The following is a 20460-nucleotide window of genomic DNA, read 5'->3' as shown; positions in this document are numbered from 1 at the left end:
GGCCCGTTCCTCGTCCCAGTCCCAGCTGTGGGCCGCGCTCTGGCTGATCGCCCGGCTCGGCGAGGTCGGCCGGCGGCCAGCACCGCGCCACCCCGCCGTGCGGGCCGCCTTGCAGCATATCGAGGCACGCAATCCGCACCACCCTCAATCTCACCGTCGCCGCCGGCCGCACCGTCTCCAGCGCCCCGCTGCACCTGACGACCGGCCTCGGCGACACGGTCACCCCGCTCGCCCTCGGCTGACCCGGCCGAGCTGCCGGCAGGATCTTGGGCAACCTCCTTGGTACCTATTTAGATGATCCTTATGCAGACGATCCTGTGACGAACGAACCGGGACGGAACCGGGCCGGGTGCTCGAGGCTGGAAGGGAGACAGTGCGCGGGGGCCGACAAGGAGGTCCTCCGATGCGCGACAGAGCCGCGACGGCGACGGTGGTCGGGATCCTGCTGGCGGTCGTCGCGGCGCTGTATGTCGTCGCGCCGACGCTGAATGCGGCCACGCTCCCGCTGGTCCGCAGCGATCTGGGACTCGGTCGCGGCGATGAGGTGGCCGCCGAGGTGGCCGCCACGAGCGCGGCCTTCGCCGTGCTCGTGGCGGCCGGGCGGGCCGCCGATCTGAAGGGCCGGCGATGGACGCTCTCGCGCTATCTGCTCATCCTGTGCGCCGGCTGCTTCCTGCTGGCCGGGGCCGTCACCCCGTGGATCTACATCGCGGCGCGAATCGTGGTGGCGGCCGCGCTGGCCGCCGTGTTCGTCTCCAGCCTGGCGTACGCGGCCGTGCTGTCCATGCCGGGCCGGATCCGGCGGGTGATGGGAGGCTGGCTGGCAGCGATGTCCCTCGGGTTCGCGGCCGCCGTCGTGCTGCTCCCGCGGATCTCGGAACTTCTCGGCTGGCGCGCCCCCACCGCCGCGCTCGGGGTGGCGGCGGCGCTGGCCCTGATCCTGCTGCGCCGAGTCCTGCCGGAGGATCGCCCGGCGAAGCCTCCCGCGGCCGGTCCCTCGGCCCGCTTGGCGGCGCTGCCCGACCCGGCCCGGACCGCCTTCCGCGCCCTGGCCGCGGCGACCGGGGCGGCGGCGCTGCAGCTTGCCCCCGTGCTCGGCTGGGGCGATGCGCGCGTCGGCGGGCTGCTGATCGCCTCGGTGCTCGCCGTCCTGGCGGCACGCTGGTGCACCCTCAAGGAGGTGCCCGCGCGCAACTGCGCGCCGCCGGTGCCCGGCCGCATCTGGACCACGACCGCCATGGCCGCCTTGATCGTGGGCTTCATCCAGGTCGTGCTCACCGGCGCCGTCCCCGCGCTGGCCCGCGCCTCGGGGCTCGAGCCCGGCCGCACCGCACTGGTCCTGGCCGCCTTCGGTCTCGGCGGCGCGGTGGGCAGCCTACTGATCCGCCGTTGGAACATCGCCCCACTGGCCGGCGCCTCCCTCGGGCTGCCGCTGGCCGGCCTGGGGCTGGCGCTGCTGCACGCCGTCCTCGGCCGCAGCACCTATCCGCTGGCCACCGGCGCCCTGGTGACCGCCCTGATCGGCCTGGGCATCATGCTCGCCGCGGCACCGCAGATGGCGCGCGATCTGGCCGCGGCCCCCCGACCGCACCTGGGCGTCAATGCCGCGCTGCTGCCCGCGGCCATCCTGTTCGGCAGCGCCGCCGCCCAGGCCATCCCGGCTACCGCGGCCGCCGCCGGTGTCCCCGCCCCGATCGAGGCCCGCGCCCTGCTGTGGACGGCCGTGATCGTGGTGGCCGCCGCCGCGTTCGCGCTGGGCCGACCGGTGGTCGCCGCCGCCGTCGCCCTCGCCTCGGCAGCGCAGTACGTGATCGTCCACCTGAGCCGCGGCCACTCCCTGAGCATCATCGTCGCCCTGCTCGTCGGCGCCATGGCCGGCATCCTCGCCTGGTCCCGCCGCCAGCAGACCGAGCGGTTCACCCAAGCCAGCGCCACCGCACATGCTCTGCAGACCGCCGTGCTGCACCCCATCCCCGCCAGGGCGGGGGAGCTGCGCCTGGCTGGCCTGTACCGGCCCGCGACGCAAGGCACCGGAATCGGCGGCGACTTCCTCGAAGCCCTGCAGACCCCGTTCGGCACCCGCATCCTGATCGGCGACGTGCGCGGCAAGGGACTGCAGGCCGTCCAGAGCGTCACCGACCTGCTGGGCTGCTTCCGCAGCCTGGCCCACGAAACCCCCGACCTCGCGGCCGTCGCCGGAAGCCTGGACCGCCAACTGCGGCGCGCCGCCACCACCCGCGGCGACGACGAACTGTTCGCCACCGCGCTGCTGCTGCAGTACTCCAGCGACACCCACGCCCTCCAGGCCATCAACTGCGGCCATCTGCCGCCGCTCCACATCGATGCCACCGGCATCACGCCGATCCCCGTCCCCGCGGCGCTCCCGCTGGGCTTCGGCACCCTGGACGACGGCGATGCGCTGCGCCCGCACGAGCTTCCCCTGTCCCCCGGCGCCACCGTGTTCGCCCACACCGATGGACTGAGCGAGGCCCGCAACGCCAGCGGCGAGTTCTATCCCCTGACCGAGCACCTGACGGGACGTCACCTGCCGACACCGTCGGACCTGGTCCGCCACCTCGACGCCGACGTCCGCGACTTCACCGCCAACCTCACCGACGACCTGGCCATCATCGCCCTGGCCCGCACCTGAGACCACAGGCCCGCACCGACCCGGGGTGACGCTTCGTCATGGCACGGGTCTACCGGCGCTCCCCGCCCGCGGTCAGCGGCGTGGCGGCGGGGCACGGAAGCGTGAGTCAGCACGCACGCGAGTTGGGATGAAACAGGAACAGGTCGCCTTCCGCTCCACCCGCAACCCCGCCCGCCTCCTGGGCCCCCACGGCCCCCACGGCCACCGCGGCCCCGGCAATCCCGAGACTAACCGATAGCCATACAACTACGTACCACCTCGTTACAGGTGAAAACGACCTCTCAGACGGAATCCGAGGCCACCCGGACGAAGGCGCGGACCAGGGGGTTGTCGTCGGCCGCCCGCCAGGCGAACGCCCAGCGGAGCGGCGCCAGTCCGCTCACCGGGACATACGCCACATCGGGCCACGGGGAGAAGCGGGCCGCCTCGGCCGGGCAGGTGGCGACGGCCTGCCCGGTGCTGACGGCCTTCAGCCGGTCGTCCCAGGTGGCGACCAGCGGGCCGCGCGCGATCCGGCGCCCCGAGGGGGTGGCGAAGGGCTGCAGGACCTCCTCCATGGCGGGCGGGATCGGCGAGCGGTGGCCGACGAGGACCAGATCGCCGAAGTCCTCCAGGCACACCGATTCACGGTCCGCGTACGGGTGGTCGGCGGGCAGCATCAGCAGGACGGGCGAGGTGTGGGTGACGCGTCCGATGGCGAGGTCCGGCTCGCGCATCGGCATCCACAGCAGCGCCACGTCGACCTCGCCCGACCGGAGCGGGGTGAGCGGATCCACCAGGCTGAGGTCGCGGTGCGTCAGATCGACCCCCGGGTAGCGGGATCGGAACCGCTCGACACGGTCGTGGACCCTCCAGCTCTGCGGGCCGACAGTGCCGAGCGCCAGGGTCCCGCCGGCGCCGGCCCCGGACGCCCGCACCTCGTCGATCCCCTCCATGATCTGCCGATAGGCCGGCCGCAGGTGCTGGTAGAGCCGTTCTCCGGCGGGGGTGAGGCGGACCGCCCGCGAGGTCCGCTCGAACAGCGGGACGCCGATGTTGCGCTCCTGCTGCTTGATGACGTGGCTGACCCGCGAGGGGGTGATGCGCAGCCGCTCGGCGGTGCGCGCGAAGTGCAACTGCTCCGCCAGCGTCAGGAAGATCTCTATATCGCGCAGCTCCACCGGGCCCTGCCCCCTCGCCGTATCCGAGCGCGAACCTACAACGCCGGGGTCGGTTGACGCACGTCCAGCTGGCGCATAGATTCCGCACGTCCGCGGCGGATCGCAGGTGAACAGGACACTATGACAGCGCAGCCCCCGCCCCCGCCCGGCCCTCCCCTGGTCGGTCGGGGCGAGATCCTGGCCCGGCTGCGGCACAAGTTGCGCGCCGTGTCGGACGGCGGCGCCGCACGGTGTGTGGTGCTGCGCGGGGTCGCCGGGATCGGCAAGTCCCGGCTGATCGCCGAGGTCTGCCGGGAGGCCGCCGACCGCGGCATGGCCGTCGCCTCCGGCCGGGCCACCGAACTCGACCGGGTCTCCCCGCTGGCGACCCTCACCCAGGCGCTGCGCGCCGCCGCGCCCCCGCTGCTGGACACGGACGCGTCGACCCGGCTCGCGGCCCGCGCCGGCACCCCGCATCTGCAGGCGGAGTTCCTCGCCGAGCTGCTCGGCGCCCGCGCCCGCAGCAGCCCGCTGCTGCTCGCCCTCGATGACGCCCAGTGGACCGACGAGGCGTCAGCGCTCGCGCTGCGGCTGCTCACCCGCGAGCTGGCCGAGGCGCCGGTGCTGTGGCTGCTGGCCGCCCGGCCCACCACCGGCGCACAGGCCATGCACTCCGTCCTGGACGCGCTCGGCCAGGGCGACGGCGGCGCCATCGAACTCGGACCGCTCTCCGCCGACGCGGCCGGCGAGCTGGTGCGGCACCTGGCCGGCGGCCGTCCCGCCGCCGCCCTGCGCGAGATGGCCGAACGAGCCGGCGGCAACCCCTTCCTCCTCCATGAACTGCTGCTCGCGCTCCGCGAGAAGCGGCGGCTGCGGGTGGCGGCGGACGTCGCCGATGTGGCGCCGGGCGAGCTGCCGCCGGACTTCCGCTCCCGGATCGCCGAGCGGCTGCGCGACCTGCCGCCGACGGCGCGGCGGCTGCTGGAGGCCGGCTCGGTGCTGGCCCGCCCCTTCGACCTGCGGACCGTCGCCGCCGTCAGCGGCCTCGATCCGGTGGGGGTGGCGGGGGCGGCACAGGAGGCGCTGCTGCACGGCTTCCTCGCCGAGGACGGCCCGCTGCTCGCCTTCCGCCACGACCTGCTTCGGGAGGCGATCTACAGCGGACTGCCCGGTCCGGTCCGGCACGCGCTGCACGGCAGCGCGGGCGAGGTGCTCAAGGAACGGGGCGGACCGGCGGCCGAGGCTGCGCTGCACCTGGCGCACGGCGCCACGACCGGCGACATCGAGGCACTGGTGGTGCTGCGCGCCGCGGCCAAGGAGGTCCGCGCCACGGCCCCCAAGGTCGCCGCCGAACTGCTGGTGCGGCTCGTCGATCTCACCGACGCCGGCGACCCCGAGCGGCCCGCGGTGACCGTCGAGGCGGTCCGCGCGCTGGTGTGGGCGGGCCGGATCCAATCCGCCGTCGACCTCGTCGAGCGGGCCCTCACCGCACCCATGCCGCCGGAGGTCGAGGCCGCCGCCCGGATCGTGCTGGCGCAGGCCCTGGCCCACCAGGGACGGCAGGCCGCCGCGCTGCGGCAGGCGCGGCACGGCGGCGCGCTCGCCGGACCACGCTCCACGGCCCGCGCCGGCGCCAAGGTCATGGAGGCGTTCGCGCTCGTCTACGGCCCGACATCGGCCGAGTGCCGGTCCCGCGCCCGGCTCGCGGACGAGGCGGCGGCCGAGGCCGTCCGCCTCGGTCAGGCCACCGGCGATGCCTTCGGCGAGGTGGGCGGGTTGTGCGCGGGCGGCGTCGTGGCCACCGCCCGCGGCGCCGTCCAGGACGCCGTCGGCCTCGCCGAGCGGGCCACCCGACGCGCGGCGGAACTCGGCGGCGAGGCGCGCTGGTTGGCGACACCGGCCTGGCTCGGCGCCACCCTCACCGCGGCCGACCGCTTCGCCGAGGCCGAGGAGCGGCTGGAGGCCGGACGGCGGGAGGCAGAGCGCAACAGCGCGATGTGGTCGCTGTCCATCATGGGCGAGTACCGGGCCCGGCTGCTGCTGCTCGCCGGCCGCCTGGACGAGGCCGAGCGCACCGCCGAGGAGGGGCTGCGATTCTGCCGCGGCATGGGGGCGGTCGGCCCGACGCCGCCGCTGCACGCCGCCCTGGCCCGGGTGGCGATTCTCCGTGACGACCTGGCGTCCGCGGCCCGACAGCTGGTGCGCGCCGAGGAGTTGGGCGCCGGGGGCGTCATGCCCGACTACGACGACGTCCTCGTGGCGGCCGCGCTGCTGGAGTCCGCCCGAGACCGCCCGGAGGCGGCGCTGCGCGCGGCGGCGCCGCTCTACGCGGCGCTGCCCACCGTGCTGGCGTCGGCGTATGAGCCCGGAATCCTGCCCGAGTTGACCCGGATCGCGCTGCGCGCCGGCGACGCGGCGAGGGCCCGGACGGCGGCCGACGCCGCGGCCCGGTACGCCGCCCGCAATCCGCGCCTCGCCTCTGCCCGCGCGGCGGCGGCCCACGCCGAGGGGCTGCTCGGCGGGGACGCCGACGCGCTGCGCGCCGCCGTCGACGCCGCGCGCGGCGGTCCGCGTCCCCTGGCGCTCGCCGGCGCGCTGCACGACCTCGCGGAGGTGACGCGGGAGGCCGACTGTCCGGCCGCGATCGCCGCCGCCGAGGAGGCCGCGGGCCTTTACGAGGCGGCCGGGGCGGACCGTCCCGCCGCCGCCGTCCGGCTCACCCTGCGTCACCTCGGAGTGCGGCGGCGCCCCGCGCGGACACCCGACGCGGACGGCGGCTGGGCGGCGTTGACGCCCGCCGAGCTGCGGGTGGCGCGGCTGGTCGCGGCCGGGATGACCAACCGGGCGGTGGCCGAGCGGCTGTTCCTCTCCCGCCACACCGTCGACGCCCATCTGCGCCGGATCTTCGCCAAGGTCGGCGTCTCCAGCCGCGTCGAACTGGCCCGGCTGGCGGCGGACCGCCGGCTCGCCGACGTCGAGCCCGGGCCCGGCCGCCCGGACGCGTCGCCCGAATAAAGCGTCGCCCGAACAACCGCCCGCCCGAATAACGCGCCCGTCCACGCGGCATCACGTGAGCGCGTGATGCCCGGCTCCCGTCTCGCCGCGCACGCTTGCCTCGGCCCGAGAACACCGGGCTGATCAGCGTCTTCCGCACCCGAGGCATTTCCCGGGCGGCCCAGTCCGTCGCGGTGCGCTGCTCATCGTCACGCCCGTCGACCGAAGGAGCCCCCCGACCCCATGAACGAGCTGACCATCCTCGGCATCTCCGGCAGCCTGCGCACCGCATCCCACAACAGCGCGCTGCTGCGCGCCGCGCAGAAGTTCGCGCCGGCCGGGGTGAACGTGGAGATCTATGCGGGGCTGCGCGACATCCCGCCCTATGACCTGGACCTGGACACCCCGCAGGCCCGCCCGGCCGCCGTACGCGAGCTGCGCGAGCGCATCACGGCGGCGGACGGACTGCTCATCGCCACCCCCGAGTTCAACTACTCCATCCCCGGAGTGCTCAAGAACGCCCTGGACTGGGTGAGCACCGACTGGACCAAGACCGAGGGGCTGCCCCTGCACCGCAAGCCGGTGGCGATCGCCGGGGCGGCGCCCACCAACTTCGGCTCCGTCCGTGCCCAGCTGGCGCTGCGTCAGGTCTTCGTCTGGACCGACTCCGACGTGGTGGTGAAGCCCGAGGTGATCGTCTTCCGCTCGCATGAGCGGTTCGACGAGGGCGGAAGCCTCGTCGACGAGACCACCGTCGAGCTGCTGCGCGGCCAGCTGGAGGCGCTGGCGGCCAAGGCCCGCGCCCACTGACGGGGGCGGCGACCCATGCTCAAGACCTGGGTTGTGCGCCCCACCGGCCTGCCGACCGTCCTACGCGCCTGCCACCGCTGCGCCTCGAGCCGCTTCCGGACGGACGGCACGTTCCGCGTCAACGCCCACCACAAACGCCTCGACGTCTGGCTCCTCGCGCTCTGCGCGAGCTGCGAGGAGACGGCGAAGCTCACCATCCTGGAGCGCAGGCACGTCCGATCCATCCGCCCCGAACTGCTGGAGCGGATGCGCGACGACGACCCCGCGCTGGCGTTTGAGCTGCTCCAGGACCCCGCCGTGCGGCGCCGCAACCGCATCGCGCTGGACTGGGCCGGCTGTTGGCGCCTGGACACCGGAGGTCCGTCGGATCACCAGGGCGGCCAGGTGGTCGACGCCAAGGTCCGTTTCGCGGCCCGGATACCGCTGCGGCCGGTGCGGTTGATCGCCGAGGGGTGCGGTCTCTCCAGGAGTGAGACCGAGCGGTCCATCGACGAGGGCCGGCTCGTCTCCGCGACCCGCCTCAACGGCCGCCGCGCCGACGACTTCGCCTTCACCCTCACTCGTTGACGCGCTGGTCGGCGAGGGCCTGGGGAAGCGCGGCCCGGGAGGAGATGCCGAGCTTGGGGTAGGCGCGGTAGAGGTGGTGGCCGACCGTCTGGGGGCTGAGGAACAGCCGCGCGGCGATCTCGCGGTTGGTGGCGCCGTCGGCGGCGAGCCGGACGACGTCCCGTTCCCGGGGGCTGAGCCGGCCGAGCGGCGCGTCCGCCGGCTCGGCCTCGTCGATGACCTCGCCGCTGGCCCGCAGCTCGGCGCGGGCCCGGTCCGCCAGTTGGGCTTCGCCCTCGCGCGCCGAACCCACAGGTACCAACTCGACCTGCTCACCGCGGGCACGCCAGCGCGATGACCACGCGGTGTCACTCCAACCATGACCCCGGAGTCAACCCTGCCTTGCGGAGATGGCCGTTGATCACCCATGGACGTCCGACCACCATGGTCCCGGATCGCGCGCCGCCGTCGGCGGGCGTGTCAGCGCCGTGACAGCCGGGTGTCAGCTCGTCCCACCAATCTGAACTCACCAACCCGTCAACGATCCTTCAGGAGAACACCATCATGCCGAACTTCGCCACGCCCGCCCCGATCGCCACCGTGATGAACCTCCCGGCCGGCAGCGTCCGGGTGGTCGCGGGGGACCGCGCCGAGACGACCGTCGCGATCACGCCCGCCGACCCCGGCAAGAGCCGGGACGTCAAGGCCGCCGAGCAGACCACCGCCGTGCTCGCGGACGGTGTGCTGCGCATCGACGGCCCTGCCAAGAACCAGTACTTCGGCCCCACCGGCGCGATCCAGGCCGTCATCGAGCTGCCCGCGGGCTCCGCCGTGGAGGTCAAGGCGTCCAGCGTCCAGCTGACCACCGAGGGGGCGCTTGGCGCGGTGACGGTCGCCACTGACCACGGTGACCTGAACGTCGCCGCCGCGGCCACCGCCCAGCTGGCCACCACGGCCGGCAGCGTGACGGTCGGTCAGCTCGCTGACGGCGGCGAGATCCGTACCAGCAGCGGCAGCATCACCGTCACCCAGGCGGCCGGCGGCGCCCTGACGCTGCGCACCGACTCCGGCGCTATCACCGTGGGCGCCGCCGCCGGGGTCTCGGCCTCGCTGGACGCCTCCACCTCCAACGGCCGGGTCTCCAACGCGTTGAAGAACGACGGCAGCACCCAGCTGGCCATCCACGCCACCACCGCCAACGGCGACATCACCGCCACCAGCCACTGAACCCCACCCACCCGCAAAGGAGCTTCCCTGATGTCTACCGCCCTCACCCCGCGCGGTATTCGCCGCCTGCACGATGTCCTGGCCCGCTACACCGATTCCGGGCAGATCCCCGGCGTGGTCGCCCTGGTCGGCGTCGGCGACCAGACGCATGTCGAGGCGCTCGGCACGCTGCGTCACCAGGGCGGCGCTCCGATGCGCCGCGACACGCTGTTTCGGATGTCCTCGGCCTCCAAGCCGGTGACCACCGCGGCGGCGATGGTGCTGCTGGACGAGTGCCGGATGCGGCTGGATGACCCGGTCGACGCCTGGCTGCCGGAGCTGGCCGACCGCCAGGTCCTCAAGGCGCCCGACGGCCCGCTGGAGGTGACCGTCCCGGCCCGCCGCCCCATCACCGTCCGGGACGTGCTGACCTCCACCTTCGGCCTGGGCATCGACCTGCCGCTGATGGGCTCGCCGATCATGACGGCCGTCCTGGAGCGCTCCAACTACGACCCGGAGACCGCGCCGGTCCCCGAGCCGGATGAGTGGCTGCGCCGCATCGCCGAGCTGCCGCTGTCGTATCAGCCCGGCGAGCGCTGGCAGTACGACCTGGCGCACGACCTGCTCGGTGTGCTGGTCGCCCGGGTGTCCGGGCAGCCGTTCGACGTCTTCCTGCAGGAGCGGATCTTTGCGCCGCTGGGCATGTCCGACACCGGCTTCTTCGTGTCGGCCGCCGATATCGACCGGCTGCCGCCGGTGTACTTCCCCGACGGTAACGGGGAGTTCCCGGTGTGGGACGAGGCCGAGGGCGGGCGCTGGAGCAAGCCGCCGGCCTTCCCCTCCGGCGCCGGCGGGTTGATCTCCACAGTCGATGACTGGCACGCCTACTTCCGGATGCTGCTGAACCATGGCACGCACCACGGCCAGCGGGTCCTGTCCCGCCCGGCGGTGGAGTTGATGACCACCCACCGCCTGACCCCCGAGCAGGCCGCGCCGCGTGCCGCGCTGGCCCGGGACAATGTGCACCTGAGCTTTGGTCAGGGGCAGCAGGGCGGTTGGGGCTTGGGGATGGGGGTGCGGACCGAGCGCGGCGACTACGCGCCGGTCGGCCAGTTCGGGTGGGACGGGGGGACGGGCACCTCGGCCTACGCCGACCCGAGCAACAACCTGGTGGGCGTGCTGGTCACCCAGACCGGCCTGTCGTGTCCGGACCCGGCGCGGCTGATCCACGACTTCTGGACCACCGTCTACCAGGCCCTCGAGGACTAGGAGCGTGTCCCAGTAACGGGCAATCGGCTGGGGGATCGTGGTGGGATCGGTCGTGGTCGCTTGGTGTGTGCCTGACCGGGCGGGACAGCCTGGTCCTGGGAATCGGCTTGAAGGGGGCCGGTGTGCCCGGTGGGGTCAGCCGACCGAGGCGGCGAGGCCGGCGGTTCCGGCGTGTCGGAAGATCTTGCGGAGGTTATGGCAGGCGGCCAGCAGTCGCCACTCGCTGCGGGCCCCTTCCTCGCCGCGCAGGAGGAGCTGGCGGCCGCCCTGGCAGGTCATGATCTGGCCGAAGACGGGTTCGACGATGGCCTTGCGGCGACTGTAGGCGGCCCGGCCGGGCTTGGTCCGCAGCTTGCGGGCCATGCGCTCCTTCAAGGTGGCGTCCTTGGAGATGCGTCCGCGGGGTGCGGGCGGGACCTGCTCGTCGTGGCCGAGGCGACCGGTGGCCATGAAGGTGTTGGTGCCACAGGTTAGTTGGCGGTCCTTGGCGGCCTCGAGGTTGGCCTCGGAGCAGTAGCCGGCATCGACCAGGGCCTGCTTGGGGTGGGTGCCGGTGTTGTGCGCAGACTGGTCGAGCATCGGGGTGTAGTTCGCCGCGTCCGAGGCGTTGGTCGTCACATCGGCGGCGGTGATGACCTGGTGTTCCTCGTCGACGACGGCCTGGGCGTTGTAAGCCTGCATGTAGGCGCCGTCGCTGTTCTTCATGATCCGCGAAGCGGGGTCGGTGAAGTTGGCCTGCGCCTTGGGCTTGGGACGGGCCTTGCCAGCGGCCTCCTCACCGGCGTCAGCCACGGCCTGCTCGTCGCTGGTCCCGGCGCGCTCTTGGCGGCGGCGCTCCTTCTCCTCAGCGTGAGCGCGGGCCTTCTCGGCGGCCTCGGCCTCGATCTGCGCGCGGGCGGCCTGCAGTTTGGCCAGGCGCTTCTCACGCCGGTCCAGTTCGGCGGGCAGGTCCACGTGCTTGCCGTCAGGGCCGAATGACTGGTCCTCGGCGGTATCGGTGGCCTCCGCCTCATCCAGCAGGGATGCGGCCTTGGCCTCCAGGGCGGCGATCTCGACCTCGATCCGCTCTTCCTTGTCGATCAGGCGGCCGTAGCTCATCGCCTTGTGCTTGGAGGCGTTCGCTTCGAGGTTGGTGCCGTCCAGCGCGACGCGGCCCATCTTGACCATGCCAAGCCTCATGGCGAGGTGCAGCGACTGGGTGAACAGCCCGGCCAGGGCGTCCAGGTGGCGGCGGCGGAACCGGGCGATCGAGCGGAAGTCCGGGGCCTGGTCGGCGGCCAGGAACCGGAACGCGACGTCGTCGACGCACCTGCGCTCGATCGCCCGCGAGGAGCGCACACCAGTGGTGTAGCCGTAGATCAGCAGCCGCACCATCAACCGCGGGTCGTAGGGCGGGTAGCCGCGCTTCTCTGTGTAGTCGGCCAGGACCGGCGACAGGTCGAGTACCTCGTCGACCAGGTCGGCGACGAACCGGGCCAGGTGGCCCTCCGGCAGCCAGTCGTCCAGCGACGGCGGCAGCAGGACCTGATGCGGATCGAACGCCCGGAACCGCTTGTCCCCTACCGCCGGACGAGCCTGCCGCTGCTTCCTTACGCCCGGCTCGACCTCGAACAGCCCATCGCCATTACTCACACCGAGATCATCCCGCACGTGATCAACCTGGGGTCACGCTGCTACCCGCCGGGCGGTTGAGCGTGGATATGCCCCACAGTTCGGCGATGCGGCCGTCCTGTACCCGGAAGATCTCCATCATCGAGGGCAGAGGCTGGTCATCGATGCCTGCGCCGCCCGAGACGCCATGCAGGGCCGTGCGAACCGCCACCTTGTCCGCATCCACGACCATGTCCTCGACGATGACCTGGATGTCGGGGAACGTGGTGTGAAGCCCGCTCCACGCCTTCACGACGCTGTCGACGCCGACGGTGCCCAGCGGATGGCTCACGAAGTCGGCGGAGAAGATCGTCTCTGCTGCGGCGAGGTCACGAGCGTTGAACGCCTCGTACATGCGCTCAGCAGCGGCCCTTGCGTCGTGCGTCATAACACTCCCCAGTCGTTGGCGACCTCAGCAGTCAACCACGCGTTCGACTAACCCAGGCCACCAGAGGCCAAGGCGTCGTCCTCGGCCGAAGCCGAGCTGATCACCGGGTGACATGATGCGTCAGCCACCCAGGAAGCCGAGGAGAACGCCGTGCTGCACCTGCTGTTGCTTCACTACACGGGTTCGGAGCTGGCCGCGGAACCCTTCATCAAGGACCACGTCGCCTACCTGGAGCGGCACTACCGCGACGGAACGTTCCTGGTCTCCGGCCAAACCGATCCCACCTCGAACGGCGGCGCCATCGTCGCCCACGGCGTCGACCGTTCCACAATCGAACAGATCACGGCGCAGGACCCGTTCGTCGCCAACAGCGTCGCGAAGTACACCATCACGACCATCATTCCCGGACGGGTACACCCCGACCTCGCTGGCGTGCTCAAGTCAGTCCACTGACCCGCGGCCCTACCCGAGGGACGAAAAGCTATACACGGCCGTGTCCGCGGACAAACGCACGCTGCGCTTGCTGACCCATGCTCCTAGCGTCGGCCGTGCTCGACGCTGGCTGGCCACAGGCGAGTACGCCCGCGCAGCCGTGAAGACACTCGAGGACCTCGCGCGCATCGCCTGCCGACCCAGCTTGATTCAAATCGCGAACGTGTACGGTCAGGCCGCCGGGCACCCTTGGACACCTCTGACAGACGCTCTACTGCGCAGACCGCCGCCCTTGACCAGCATGAGCTCTTGCCGCCTGTCTGACCGGCACCCCGGCCAGCACCTTCAAGATGGCAGTGGCGCTATACACAACGAGGGCCTGGGCGAGCCGGACCATCGATGGCGAACGCTGCCGCGTTTGGCGGCGCGCCTGCGCCGGGTGCGATACAGGAGTGCTGACGAGGTGACAGAATCCTCATGCGGACTCCATGGACTGTGGTCCGTTCGGCCCCCGGCGCGGAGCTTCACCGCCGCTGCGCCGGGGGCCTCCCCTGGCGGCACGCATCCGTCCGTCGTGATTCCCTGGGATCGGTCTTCGGCTACGAAGACGGTCCCTCTGGCTTTGGATCAGCTGGTCAGGGGGCTTGGTCACGGCCGCAGGACTCGTGGTGGAGGAGTCGAGGACCCACAAGATATGTGCTGTCAGAGGTTGGACGGCCTTGGCACTCGAGTGGTTCGATATGGCCCATCACACCAGCACCCACCATCCAAAAGCCCGATGACCCGGGCCCGGTCGTGGGAGGAAAGCGAGCCAAGCCGTGACTTCTCCGACCGAGTCTTCCGTGTCCAACGGTGTCGGCGATGCGCAGCAGCGCTTCCTTGAGCAGATGCATGCGGAGCTGCGGAGAATCGAGAACGAGCGGCAGGGTCTGCGCACGGTCATTGCACAAATGCAGGCGCAGCTCGCCGCTTTGGACGCCGACCACGCCGTCCGCAGCCGCGTGGTCGCCAGCGGAAGGACGATACTCGGCCACGCCCGTGAAGGCGCCCCCACTGGGGCGATCCGAGGCGCGACGTCAATCCCCCCGGCGCGCTGCCACAGCGAAGCGAAGCCCACCGAGGCGCAGTCCGGTGACGGATCCGGGCCGAGCGCTGCTGACCGCGTCGCCGATGCTGCGGGCCAGCCAGCACCGGTCAAGGGGTCCGCGACGCCGATTCGCGGAGCCGAGCCCACGCTGGTGGAGCGCATGCGTCAGCTGATGGACCGGCAGACGGAGCCGAGAACGGCGGCAGAGTGCGCACAGGAGTTGGGGGTGGGGACCGAGCGGGCGCGGGCCGCCCTCAATGGCCTGCTTCGGGTCGGACGAGTGACACGGCACCAGCAGCAACGCACTGTCTATTACGACGCGGTCCGCCCCGAAGATGCGTCGCACAACGCCGAAGCCACAGCCTGGGACGGCAGCCCCGCAGTTGACAAAAATGTTCTCCCTGCGGCTGCGGGCCGCGGACAGAGTCGGAAGGCGGATGTGCAACGGCGCGGCGCGTCGCCGGTGGCTTCAAGGATCGCATCCGGAAGCGCGGTGCCGACGGTGTCCGACCGCGTGCGTCAGGCACTTCAGGCGCGGGCGGTACCGCAGAGTGCTGAGCAGATCACCGTTGAGGTCCACGGAGCGGACGCGGATGCCACGGCGATCAACAGGATCCGCACCGCGTTGGACCGCCTGGTGGCCCGCCAGGTCGCCGAGAAGATCCACCTGGGAAAGCGCAGGGTCGCATATCAAGCCACCGGCGGCACCAGGTCAGGTCGCAGCGGTGGTTCGGAGGAACGGGCACCACGGGGCGCACCCGAGTAACGGGCCTTGGCCGGCATCGCATCCGGTGCACCCGTGGCCAGCTGCACTGCCGTCAGACGCTTCGGCAGGACGGTCAGCGGCGCAATCGGGGACATTGCAGCCACAGGTTCGAGTGCGAGGAATGAGATCCGCTCGCCAACCGCGGTGTCCGGATCCATCGGCCGGAGTGCGGGGCGGTGTCCTGTTGCCGGGGATCGGCGGCCCCGGTGACACTCCGCTCTCCGCCCACCAAGATCCTGGATGTTGCCTGACGCCCCGCCATCTCCTCTACAGAGAAGGAGGACGGTGCGCGATGCCGGACTGGATACAGCCTTCGCCGCAGCGGCAGGCCGACTGATGCGGGCCGCGATGCGCGCGGTAGCTCGGCCCTACCCGCTCACCGGGACTGCCCCGCCTTGATGACCATGATGCGGGGCTCGGGTTACCCGGTGGGGCGCGGGGCAGGCGCGGGGACTCGCCGCGCCCGCTCGCAGACTCCGCTGTATGCACGCGCCCGGTGGGCCTCGGGGCTCCTCGGCCGTATTCCCCGTCCCCCGGCGCCCGGGACCGCTACCTTTCCGGGGATGAGCCCCCATGGGAAGGCCCGCCGCTGGTCCCTGCTGGCACGGCAGCGCGCCGCACGGGCACGTGGCCGCGCCGAGAATCTGCGGGCGCGGGTCCCCCAAGACGCGCTCGGCCACGACCGGAGCGGCGATGCGCAGGTGCGGCTGGAGAGCGCGGTCTCCCGCCGGCGACCGACCCGTACCGGAAGGGCCCCGGTGCCCTCGTCCCGTCGCCGACTTCGCCTGCGTCTTCACCGGGTCGAATTGAGGCACATGCAGGGCCCCAGTCGCCTCAATGGCTGTCGTTCTCCGCGCACCGGCGCTTCCATTGCAGGTCCGCCGATCCGGAGGTGGCCAACGGCTCAGGGTGCGGCTGGGCAGTGCGCCGTAGGCGTCCCGGTACTTGGCCGCGAAGAGGCCGTACTGAAGAACCCCCATCGGAAGGTGATGAATCCGTCACTCTGACAGGGGTCGGATACCGATCGAGCTCACACCTCGATGGCGCGCGCAACCTCGCGGAGGCGGTCCTGCGCTCCGGCCAATTCGGCTCCCCGGTCCAGGGCCAGATGCAGGAAGACGCCCTGCCAGCCGCGGTTGAGGACGGGCACGATGATATGGCTGCGATCGAGAAGGGAGACAGTGATGTCCCGCAGAGCACCCACCTCGTAGCCGAAGGCCTTCAAGGCGTCCAATTCGGCGCGGAAGACGTCGGTGTCCACGGCCGCGATGGCACTCGGGTCAAGGTCCGAAGAACGCGTCCTGCTCGCCAGCGACAGGCGCGCGTAGTAGTCCACGACGGTCGCCGTTCGCGCGCCCCTGATCGCAATGATCTGATCGACGGCCTGACTCGGCGTCACCGAGAGATCCTCTGTGGCTCCCGCAGCCAATTTTGCATAGTGCGAGGGTAGTCCGGGACTTGGCCCGCCGGTCGACAGTTTGCCGACGCGCGCAACCATCACCGAGCCGCCTCGGCCGGGATGCCGCCCAGCCGCTGGCGCTCAGGATGGGTTCTCCTCGATACAGCTCGATCGCGTCGGATCGTCGGACCGGTACCCGACACCTCGAACGGCTGTGATGTAGACCGGATGTCGCGGGTCCGGCTCGATCTTCGCCCGCAGGCGCAATACATGGACGTTGACCGTGCGCCCGTCGAACGGTGCGTCGCCTCCCCAGACCTGCTCGAGGAGTGCACGTCGGCTGAGGACCTGCCCGGGCCGGCGGGCCAACACGGCCAAGAGGTCGCACTCAATGGGCGTCAGCCGCAGCGGCCGGCCGGCCCGGGAGACGGTGCGGCCGTTGAGGTCGATGACCAGGTCGCTGAGGGTGAGAATCCATGCCAGGCCTATTCCTGCACGCAGGCGGACGCGGATGCGTGCACGGAGTTCGCTCAGGCGGGGCGGCTTGGCCATGAAGTCGTCGGCGCCTGCCTCAAGTCCGGCGACCACGGCCGCAGTGTCGGTTCGGGCGGCGAGGAAGATAACGGGCGTCTGCGATTCGGCGCGGATGGCCCGGCAGACGGCGAAGCCGTTCATGCCGGGAAGCCGCGCCTCCAGGAGGACGACGTCCGGATTGATCTCACGGAATGCCTCCAGGGCCCGGTCCTCGTGGCCCACGGCCCAGGCGTCGTGACCTTCCGCGCGCAGCACCGATCGGACCAGATCAGTCGTTGCAGACTAGGACGTCCCACGCCGGATCCAACGGATGCAGGACCAGCCTTGGCCTAAAATTTGCATTATGCCATTTTTGCTGTGTGCCATCGATGGGCATGCCTTCGGATGCGCGGCCGCGCCGAGGCCGACCTGGAGGAGTCATGCACAGCGACGTCCACGCCGATCTCGTCGAGTTCGCATGCCGGCACTGCACCCACTGGTGGCTGCGCCGGTTCGAGGTCTGGCACGTCTACACCCACACCACCGAACGCGCCTACTACCGGCAGGACGGGCATTGGACCATGGCCCCCTACACCGCCTCCGGGGCGCACACCTGCAGACACTGCGGAACACCAGTGACCGGTCGGCGCCTGGAGCGGCGACGCCTGCCTGCGCCGCCCTCGATCCCCTGAACTCAAACGCAGTTCACCATTCGGCTGGCCGGCCGTCGTCGGCGCGGGGTTCGTCGCCGGCCTCGTTGAAGGCGCGGAGCGCCTCGACGAGGTTGGCGCGGGCCTCGGCCGGCATCCGCTCGACGACGCGGGCGATCTCGCGGCGGCGCCTGTCGGTCGCCCGGCCCACGGTGCGCCGGCCGGCGCCGGTGAGGTGCACCAGGGTCTCGCGGCGGCTGGCGGGGCTCGCCTCCCGCTCCAGCATGCCCGCCGCCACCAGGCGGTCCACCATGCGCATGGCGGTGGAGGGGATGACGTCCAGGTGCTCGCCCAGCCGGGAGATGTTCATCGGCCCGCGCGAGTCGAGCACCACCAGCATGCGGAACTGCGGCAGCGTCAACGACTCCTCGATGGACGCCAGCGAGCGCGCGGAGATCGCCACCAACAGGCGCGAGGCGGTCAGCACGACGCCGGCCACGTCGTCGGCGCCGTCGGCGCCCGGCGCCGCGGAGGCGGGAGAGGGCTTGGACATGCCCCCTTTCTACCCCCACGCGCCGATCGGGGAGGACATCTCCCCGAGAAGCGGCCCTCTAGATGGTTGAGTCCAAGGGTCGCGTGACGCTTAGTGGTCGTAGGCGATCAGTGACCGCTTCGCCGGCCGGCCGGTCTTGTCGTTGTGCCAGATCGCCGCGGTCAGCGCCAGGATGCGCGTCAGGACCCGCACCACCACCCCGGCCGGGCTCCTGCCGCCATGGCGTTCCAGGTCCAGCTGGCCCTTGAAGGTCTGGTTGATCGACTCGATGACCTGCCGCAGCGGCTTGAACAGATGCGCCCCGGGCCGCTCGGCCTCACCACTGCGGGCCGGACGCAGCAGCACCAGCCGACGCTCGACCAGGTCGCGCTCGAACTGGCGGCCGTAGTAGTTCCTGTCCCAGATGATCGTCTGCCCGGGATGGGAGGCCGCCACGTCCGGGGCCGCATCGAGCAGGTCGCGCAGCGTCTCGCGCTCGTCGGCCTTCGCGCCGGTGAGCGCGAACAGCACCGGCGGTCCGCCCAGCGTGCACACCAGGTGCAGCCGCAGCCCCCAGAAATAGCGGGAGTGCGAGGCGCAGTAGCCGTAGGCGGCCCAGCCGGCCAGCTCCGAGCGCTTGGCCGTCTCCCGCGAGCAGCCGCAGCCGACCGGGGTGGAGTCGACCACCCACACGTCATCGCTCCACAGCATGGTGTCCGCAGCCAGGATCCGGATCATCTGCGTGAGCAGGCAGGCCGCGGCACGCAGCCGCTTGTTGTAGCCGGACTGGCCGGGCAGGTAGGGGAACAGGTGGCAAAAGTCGGCCCGGACGCGGCGCAGCCAGCGCCGCTCGGAGGTGTAGCCGAGCAGCGCCGACATCACGGCCAGGGTGAGGAGCTCGGCATCGCTGAGCGTGGGAGTGATCCCCACCCTCGGCCGGGACGGCGCCAGCCACGGCGAAGCCTTCAACTCGTCATCGATGCGGGCATAAAGTGCCGTTGCGAGGGTGTCCAGGTTGTTCGTCACAGACTGACCGTGGACGCCCTCGCTTCATGTCCGCAGCAGAACCCTTGGACTCATTCATCTAGCAGTCTAGGCTGGCATCCGAATTCCTCGGGGTCCGTCCGCCCCAGTCGTCTGTTCAGGCCGACGGCTGTTCGAGGGCGGCAGCCAAGTTCTCGTATCCGGGGAAGAGCTCGGCCCACATCTTGTCCGGATCCGTGCGACCGCGCCCGGCCAGGTGTGCGGCGAGGTCTTCGACGTGGGTCTGATTGCCAGTGCCGAAGGCAGCGATGAGGTCCAGGGGAACCCCGTGCTGTATGAGAACAAGGATGGTCTGGTGGCCGTCCGGATGCAGAGTGACTTCGGTGCCGTTGTCGTCCGTCGCCTTGTCCTCGGCGGGCACCAGGTGCAGCCGCCGATGCGGTTCACAGGCGTTCACGCGTAGCGTGCCCTCCCAGCCGCTGGCGTAGTAACGTGCGCGAAGCTCGCCGCCGAGACGAAAGTCGCCGTGGATTTCGCCGAGCCAGCGCGAGAGGCGGTCTGGTTCGGTCAGGGCCGACCACACATCGTCGAGGTCGGTGTCGAAGCGACCCTCTATGCGCACGGTGCCTTGGCCTTTCGCGGCGTGGAGAGATCCCTGGATGTGGCATCTGTCATGATCCGTGCCGGCCATTTGGTGTCCCCTTGATCGTGGGTGATTGCTTCGGCGATCGATGCGTCCGGACTCGGAGTTGCTCTCAGGTCTAGACGACGGGCGTGGTCCCGCCAGGTGCGAGTGAGGTCCGTCTATCGGCTGCCGCCACAACGCGGGCATCGACTCTCGCTTCATCCCTGCTCGAAGACAACACCCTTTCGCCCAGGCGAAACATGTCCACCAGATGCACGCTGACGCTACGCCACCCCAGCTTTTTGAGCGGGAAGGGAACCATCCGACTGCGCTCCGGTGACTCAGCCGCCGTCACCGACGGCGAGCTGAACGATCTCATCCACGCGTCACTCGATGCCTGGCTCAGCAGCGGTCGAACGACACCGACGCGGCACCAGTGGACTCCACCCGGTCCTGGGCGCTCAGCGGTCACCCCCGCCCGGAGCGCTGCGCAGGGGGCGGTTTCGCCTCCGAGCGCCGAATTGTCGGCCGCGGCTTTGCCTCATCGACCCCGTGGATGCCCTCCGCTGCTGGTGACGGCGTAGCCCTGCCTGATCGACCAACAGATCGACCGGTCGCCGGGCGGCTGTCGCCAGCTCACCGCTCCGGGGAGTTGTTGCGGTGTCACCTCCGGTCGGAGCGGTCAACAGGCTTCCGGTGCGGGCTGACCGTCCGTGCTGCGGGCTCAATGTATGTCGGCCTCTGTGAGCGCTACCTGGAAGTGGACGATGCCGTCGTTCACCGCGCAGCAGGTCTTGGCGCGCCAACCGGGAGAGGCCGC

General features: G+C 71.4%; 18 protein-coding genes. 9 read left to right on the top strand and 9 right to left on the bottom strand.

Features of this window, described 5'->3' with window-relative positions; genetic code table 11:
* Nucleotides 1–403: 403 nt before the first annotated feature.
* Nucleotides 404–2650, top strand: coding sequence for a SpoIIE family protein phosphatase (locus tag BIV57_RS01125; RefSeq protein ID WP_071654658.1), 2247 nt, complete (start codon nt 404–406; stop codon nt 2648–2650).
* A 281-nt stretch (nt 2651–2931) separates the two neighbouring features.
* Here BIV57_RS01125 and BIV57_RS01120 read toward each other — a convergent pair whose 3' ends face one another.
* On the bottom strand, nt 2932–3810 hold the full coding sequence (locus BIV57_RS01120) for a LysR family transcriptional regulator (protein WP_071654657.1): 879 nt from the start codon (nt 3808–3810) through the stop codon (nt 2932–2934).
* Between the two features lie 120 nt (nt 3811–3930).
* Here BIV57_RS01120 and BIV57_RS01115 point away from each other — a divergent pair, with 120 nt between their 5' ends.
* From BIV57_RS01115 to BIV57_RS01105, 3 genes are all read left to right on the top strand, one after another.
* Nucleotides 3931–6804, top strand: coding sequence for a helix-turn-helix transcriptional regulator (locus BIV57_RS01115; protein ID WP_071654656.1), 2874 nt, complete (start codon nt 3931–3933; stop codon nt 6802–6804).
* Between the two features lie 222 nt (nt 6805–7026).
* Nucleotides 7027–7593 carry an NADPH-dependent FMN reductase gene (locus BIV57_RS01110; protein WP_071654655.1) on the top strand — a complete coding sequence of 189 codons (567 nt, stop codon included), beginning with the start codon at nt 7027–7029 and terminating at the stop codon, nt 7591–7593.
* A gap of 15 nt (nt 7594–7608) precedes the next feature.
* Nucleotides 7609–8160 carry a DUF1062 domain-containing protein gene (locus BIV57_RS01105; RefSeq protein ID WP_071654654.1) on the top strand — a complete coding sequence of 184 codons (552 nt, stop codon included), beginning with the start codon at nt 7609–7611 and terminating at the stop codon, nt 8158–8160.
* Here the strand turns inward: BIV57_RS01105 and BIV57_RS01100 are convergent.
* A complete protein-coding gene (locus tag BIV57_RS01100; protein ID WP_071654653.1) occupies nt 8150–8452 on the bottom strand; it encodes a helix-turn-helix domain-containing protein in 303 nt (100 codons plus the stop codon). The two genes, BIV57_RS01105 and BIV57_RS01100, sit on opposite strands and share 11 nt — an antisense overlap.
* Nucleotides 8453–8703: 251 nt before the next feature.
* On the opposite strand from BIV57_RS01100, the gene BIV57_RS01095 reads away from it, so the two are divergent.
* Nucleotides 8704–9366, top strand: coding sequence for a DUF4097 family beta strand repeat-containing protein (locus BIV57_RS01095; protein ID WP_071654652.1), 663 nt, complete (start codon nt 8704–8706; stop codon nt 9364–9366).
* 30 nt (nt 9367–9396) lie between these two features.
* Nucleotides 9397–10614: a serine hydrolase domain-containing protein gene (locus tag BIV57_RS01090; protein WP_071654651.1), complete on the top strand. Its 1218-nt coding sequence runs from the start codon at nt 9397–9399 to the stop codon at nt 10612–10614.
* Between the two features lie 135 nt (nt 10615–10749).
* Here BIV57_RS01090 and BIV57_RS01085 read toward each other — a convergent pair whose 3' ends face one another.
* A complete protein-coding gene (locus tag BIV57_RS01085) occupies nt 10750–12228 on the bottom strand; it encodes an IS1182 family transposase (protein ID WP_071654726.1) in 1479 nt (492 codons plus the stop codon).
* A 40-nt stretch (nt 12229–12268) separates the two neighbouring features.
* The gene (locus tag BIV57_RS01080) at nt 12269–12652 is read right to left on the bottom strand and encodes an ester cyclase (RefSeq protein WP_071654650.1); all 384 of its coding nucleotides are present in this window, start codon (nt 12650–12652) and stop codon (nt 12269–12271) included.
* Between the two features lie 150 nt (nt 12653–12802).
* On the opposite strand from BIV57_RS01080, the gene BIV57_RS01075 reads away from it, so the two are divergent.
* Together BIV57_RS01075 and BIV57_RS01070 are read left to right on the top strand one after the other, a co-directional pair.
* The gene (locus BIV57_RS01075; RefSeq protein WP_071654649.1) at nt 12803–13105 is read left to right on the top strand and encodes a YciI family protein; all 303 of its coding nucleotides are present in this window, start codon (nt 12803–12805) and stop codon (nt 13103–13105) included.
* Nucleotides 13106–13926: 821 nt separating this feature from the next.
* Nucleotides 13927–14937 carry a hypothetical protein gene (locus BIV57_RS01070; protein ID WP_071654648.1) on the top strand — a complete coding sequence of 337 codons (1011 nt, stop codon included), beginning with the start codon at nt 13927–13929 and terminating at the stop codon, nt 14935–14937.
* A 1030-nt stretch (nt 14938–15967) separates the two neighbouring features.
* Here BIV57_RS01070 and BIV57_RS01065 read toward each other — a convergent pair.
* Together BIV57_RS01065 and BIV57_RS01060 are read right to left on the bottom strand one after the other, a co-directional pair.
* On the bottom strand, nt 15968–16336 hold the full coding sequence (locus BIV57_RS01065; RefSeq protein WP_071654647.1) for a hypothetical protein: 369 nt from the start codon (nt 16334–16336) through the stop codon (nt 15968–15970).
* A gap of 141 nt (nt 16337–16477) precedes the next feature.
* The gene (locus tag BIV57_RS01060; RefSeq protein WP_071654646.1) at nt 16478–17137 is read right to left on the bottom strand and encodes a response regulator transcription factor; all 660 of its coding nucleotides are present in this window, start codon (nt 17135–17137) and stop codon (nt 16478–16480) included.
* A gap of 152 nt (nt 17138–17289) precedes the next feature.
* On the opposite strand from BIV57_RS01060, the gene BIV57_RS01055 reads away from it, so the two are divergent.
* Nucleotides 17290–17541, top strand: coding sequence for a hypothetical protein (locus BIV57_RS01055; protein WP_071654645.1), 252 nt, complete (start codon nt 17290–17292; stop codon nt 17539–17541).
* Between the two features lie 13 nt (nt 17542–17554).
* On the opposite strand, the gene BIV57_RS01050 is transcribed toward BIV57_RS01055, so the two are convergent.
* The 3 genes from BIV57_RS01050 to BIV57_RS01040 all read right to left on the bottom strand — a co-directional run bounded on the left by BIV57_RS01050 (nt 17555) and on the right by BIV57_RS01040 (nt 19706).
* Nucleotides 17555–18052: a MarR family winged helix-turn-helix transcriptional regulator gene (locus tag BIV57_RS01050; protein ID WP_071654644.1), complete on the bottom strand. Its 498-nt coding sequence runs from the start codon at nt 18050–18052 to the stop codon at nt 17555–17557.
* 90 nt (nt 18053–18142) lie between these two features.
* Entirely contained in the window at nt 18143–19057 is a 915-nt protein-coding gene (locus tag BIV57_RS01045; protein ID WP_071654643.1) for an IS982 family transposase, read from the bottom strand.
* A gap of 115 nt (nt 19058–19172) precedes the next feature.
* The gene (locus BIV57_RS01040; protein WP_071654642.1) at nt 19173–19706 is read right to left on the bottom strand and encodes an SRPBCC domain-containing protein; all 534 of its coding nucleotides are present in this window, start codon (nt 19704–19706) and stop codon (nt 19173–19175) included.
* Between the last annotated feature and the right edge of the window lie 754 nt (nt 19707–20460).

Origin of the sequence: Mangrovactinospora gilvigrisea, from assembly GCF_001879105.1 — a bacterium.
Lineage (GTDB): Bacteria > Actinomycetota > Actinomycetes > Streptomycetales > Streptomycetaceae > Mangrovactinospora > Mangrovactinospora gilvigrisea.
This window is presented reverse-complemented; position numbering and strand designations above follow the sequence as displayed.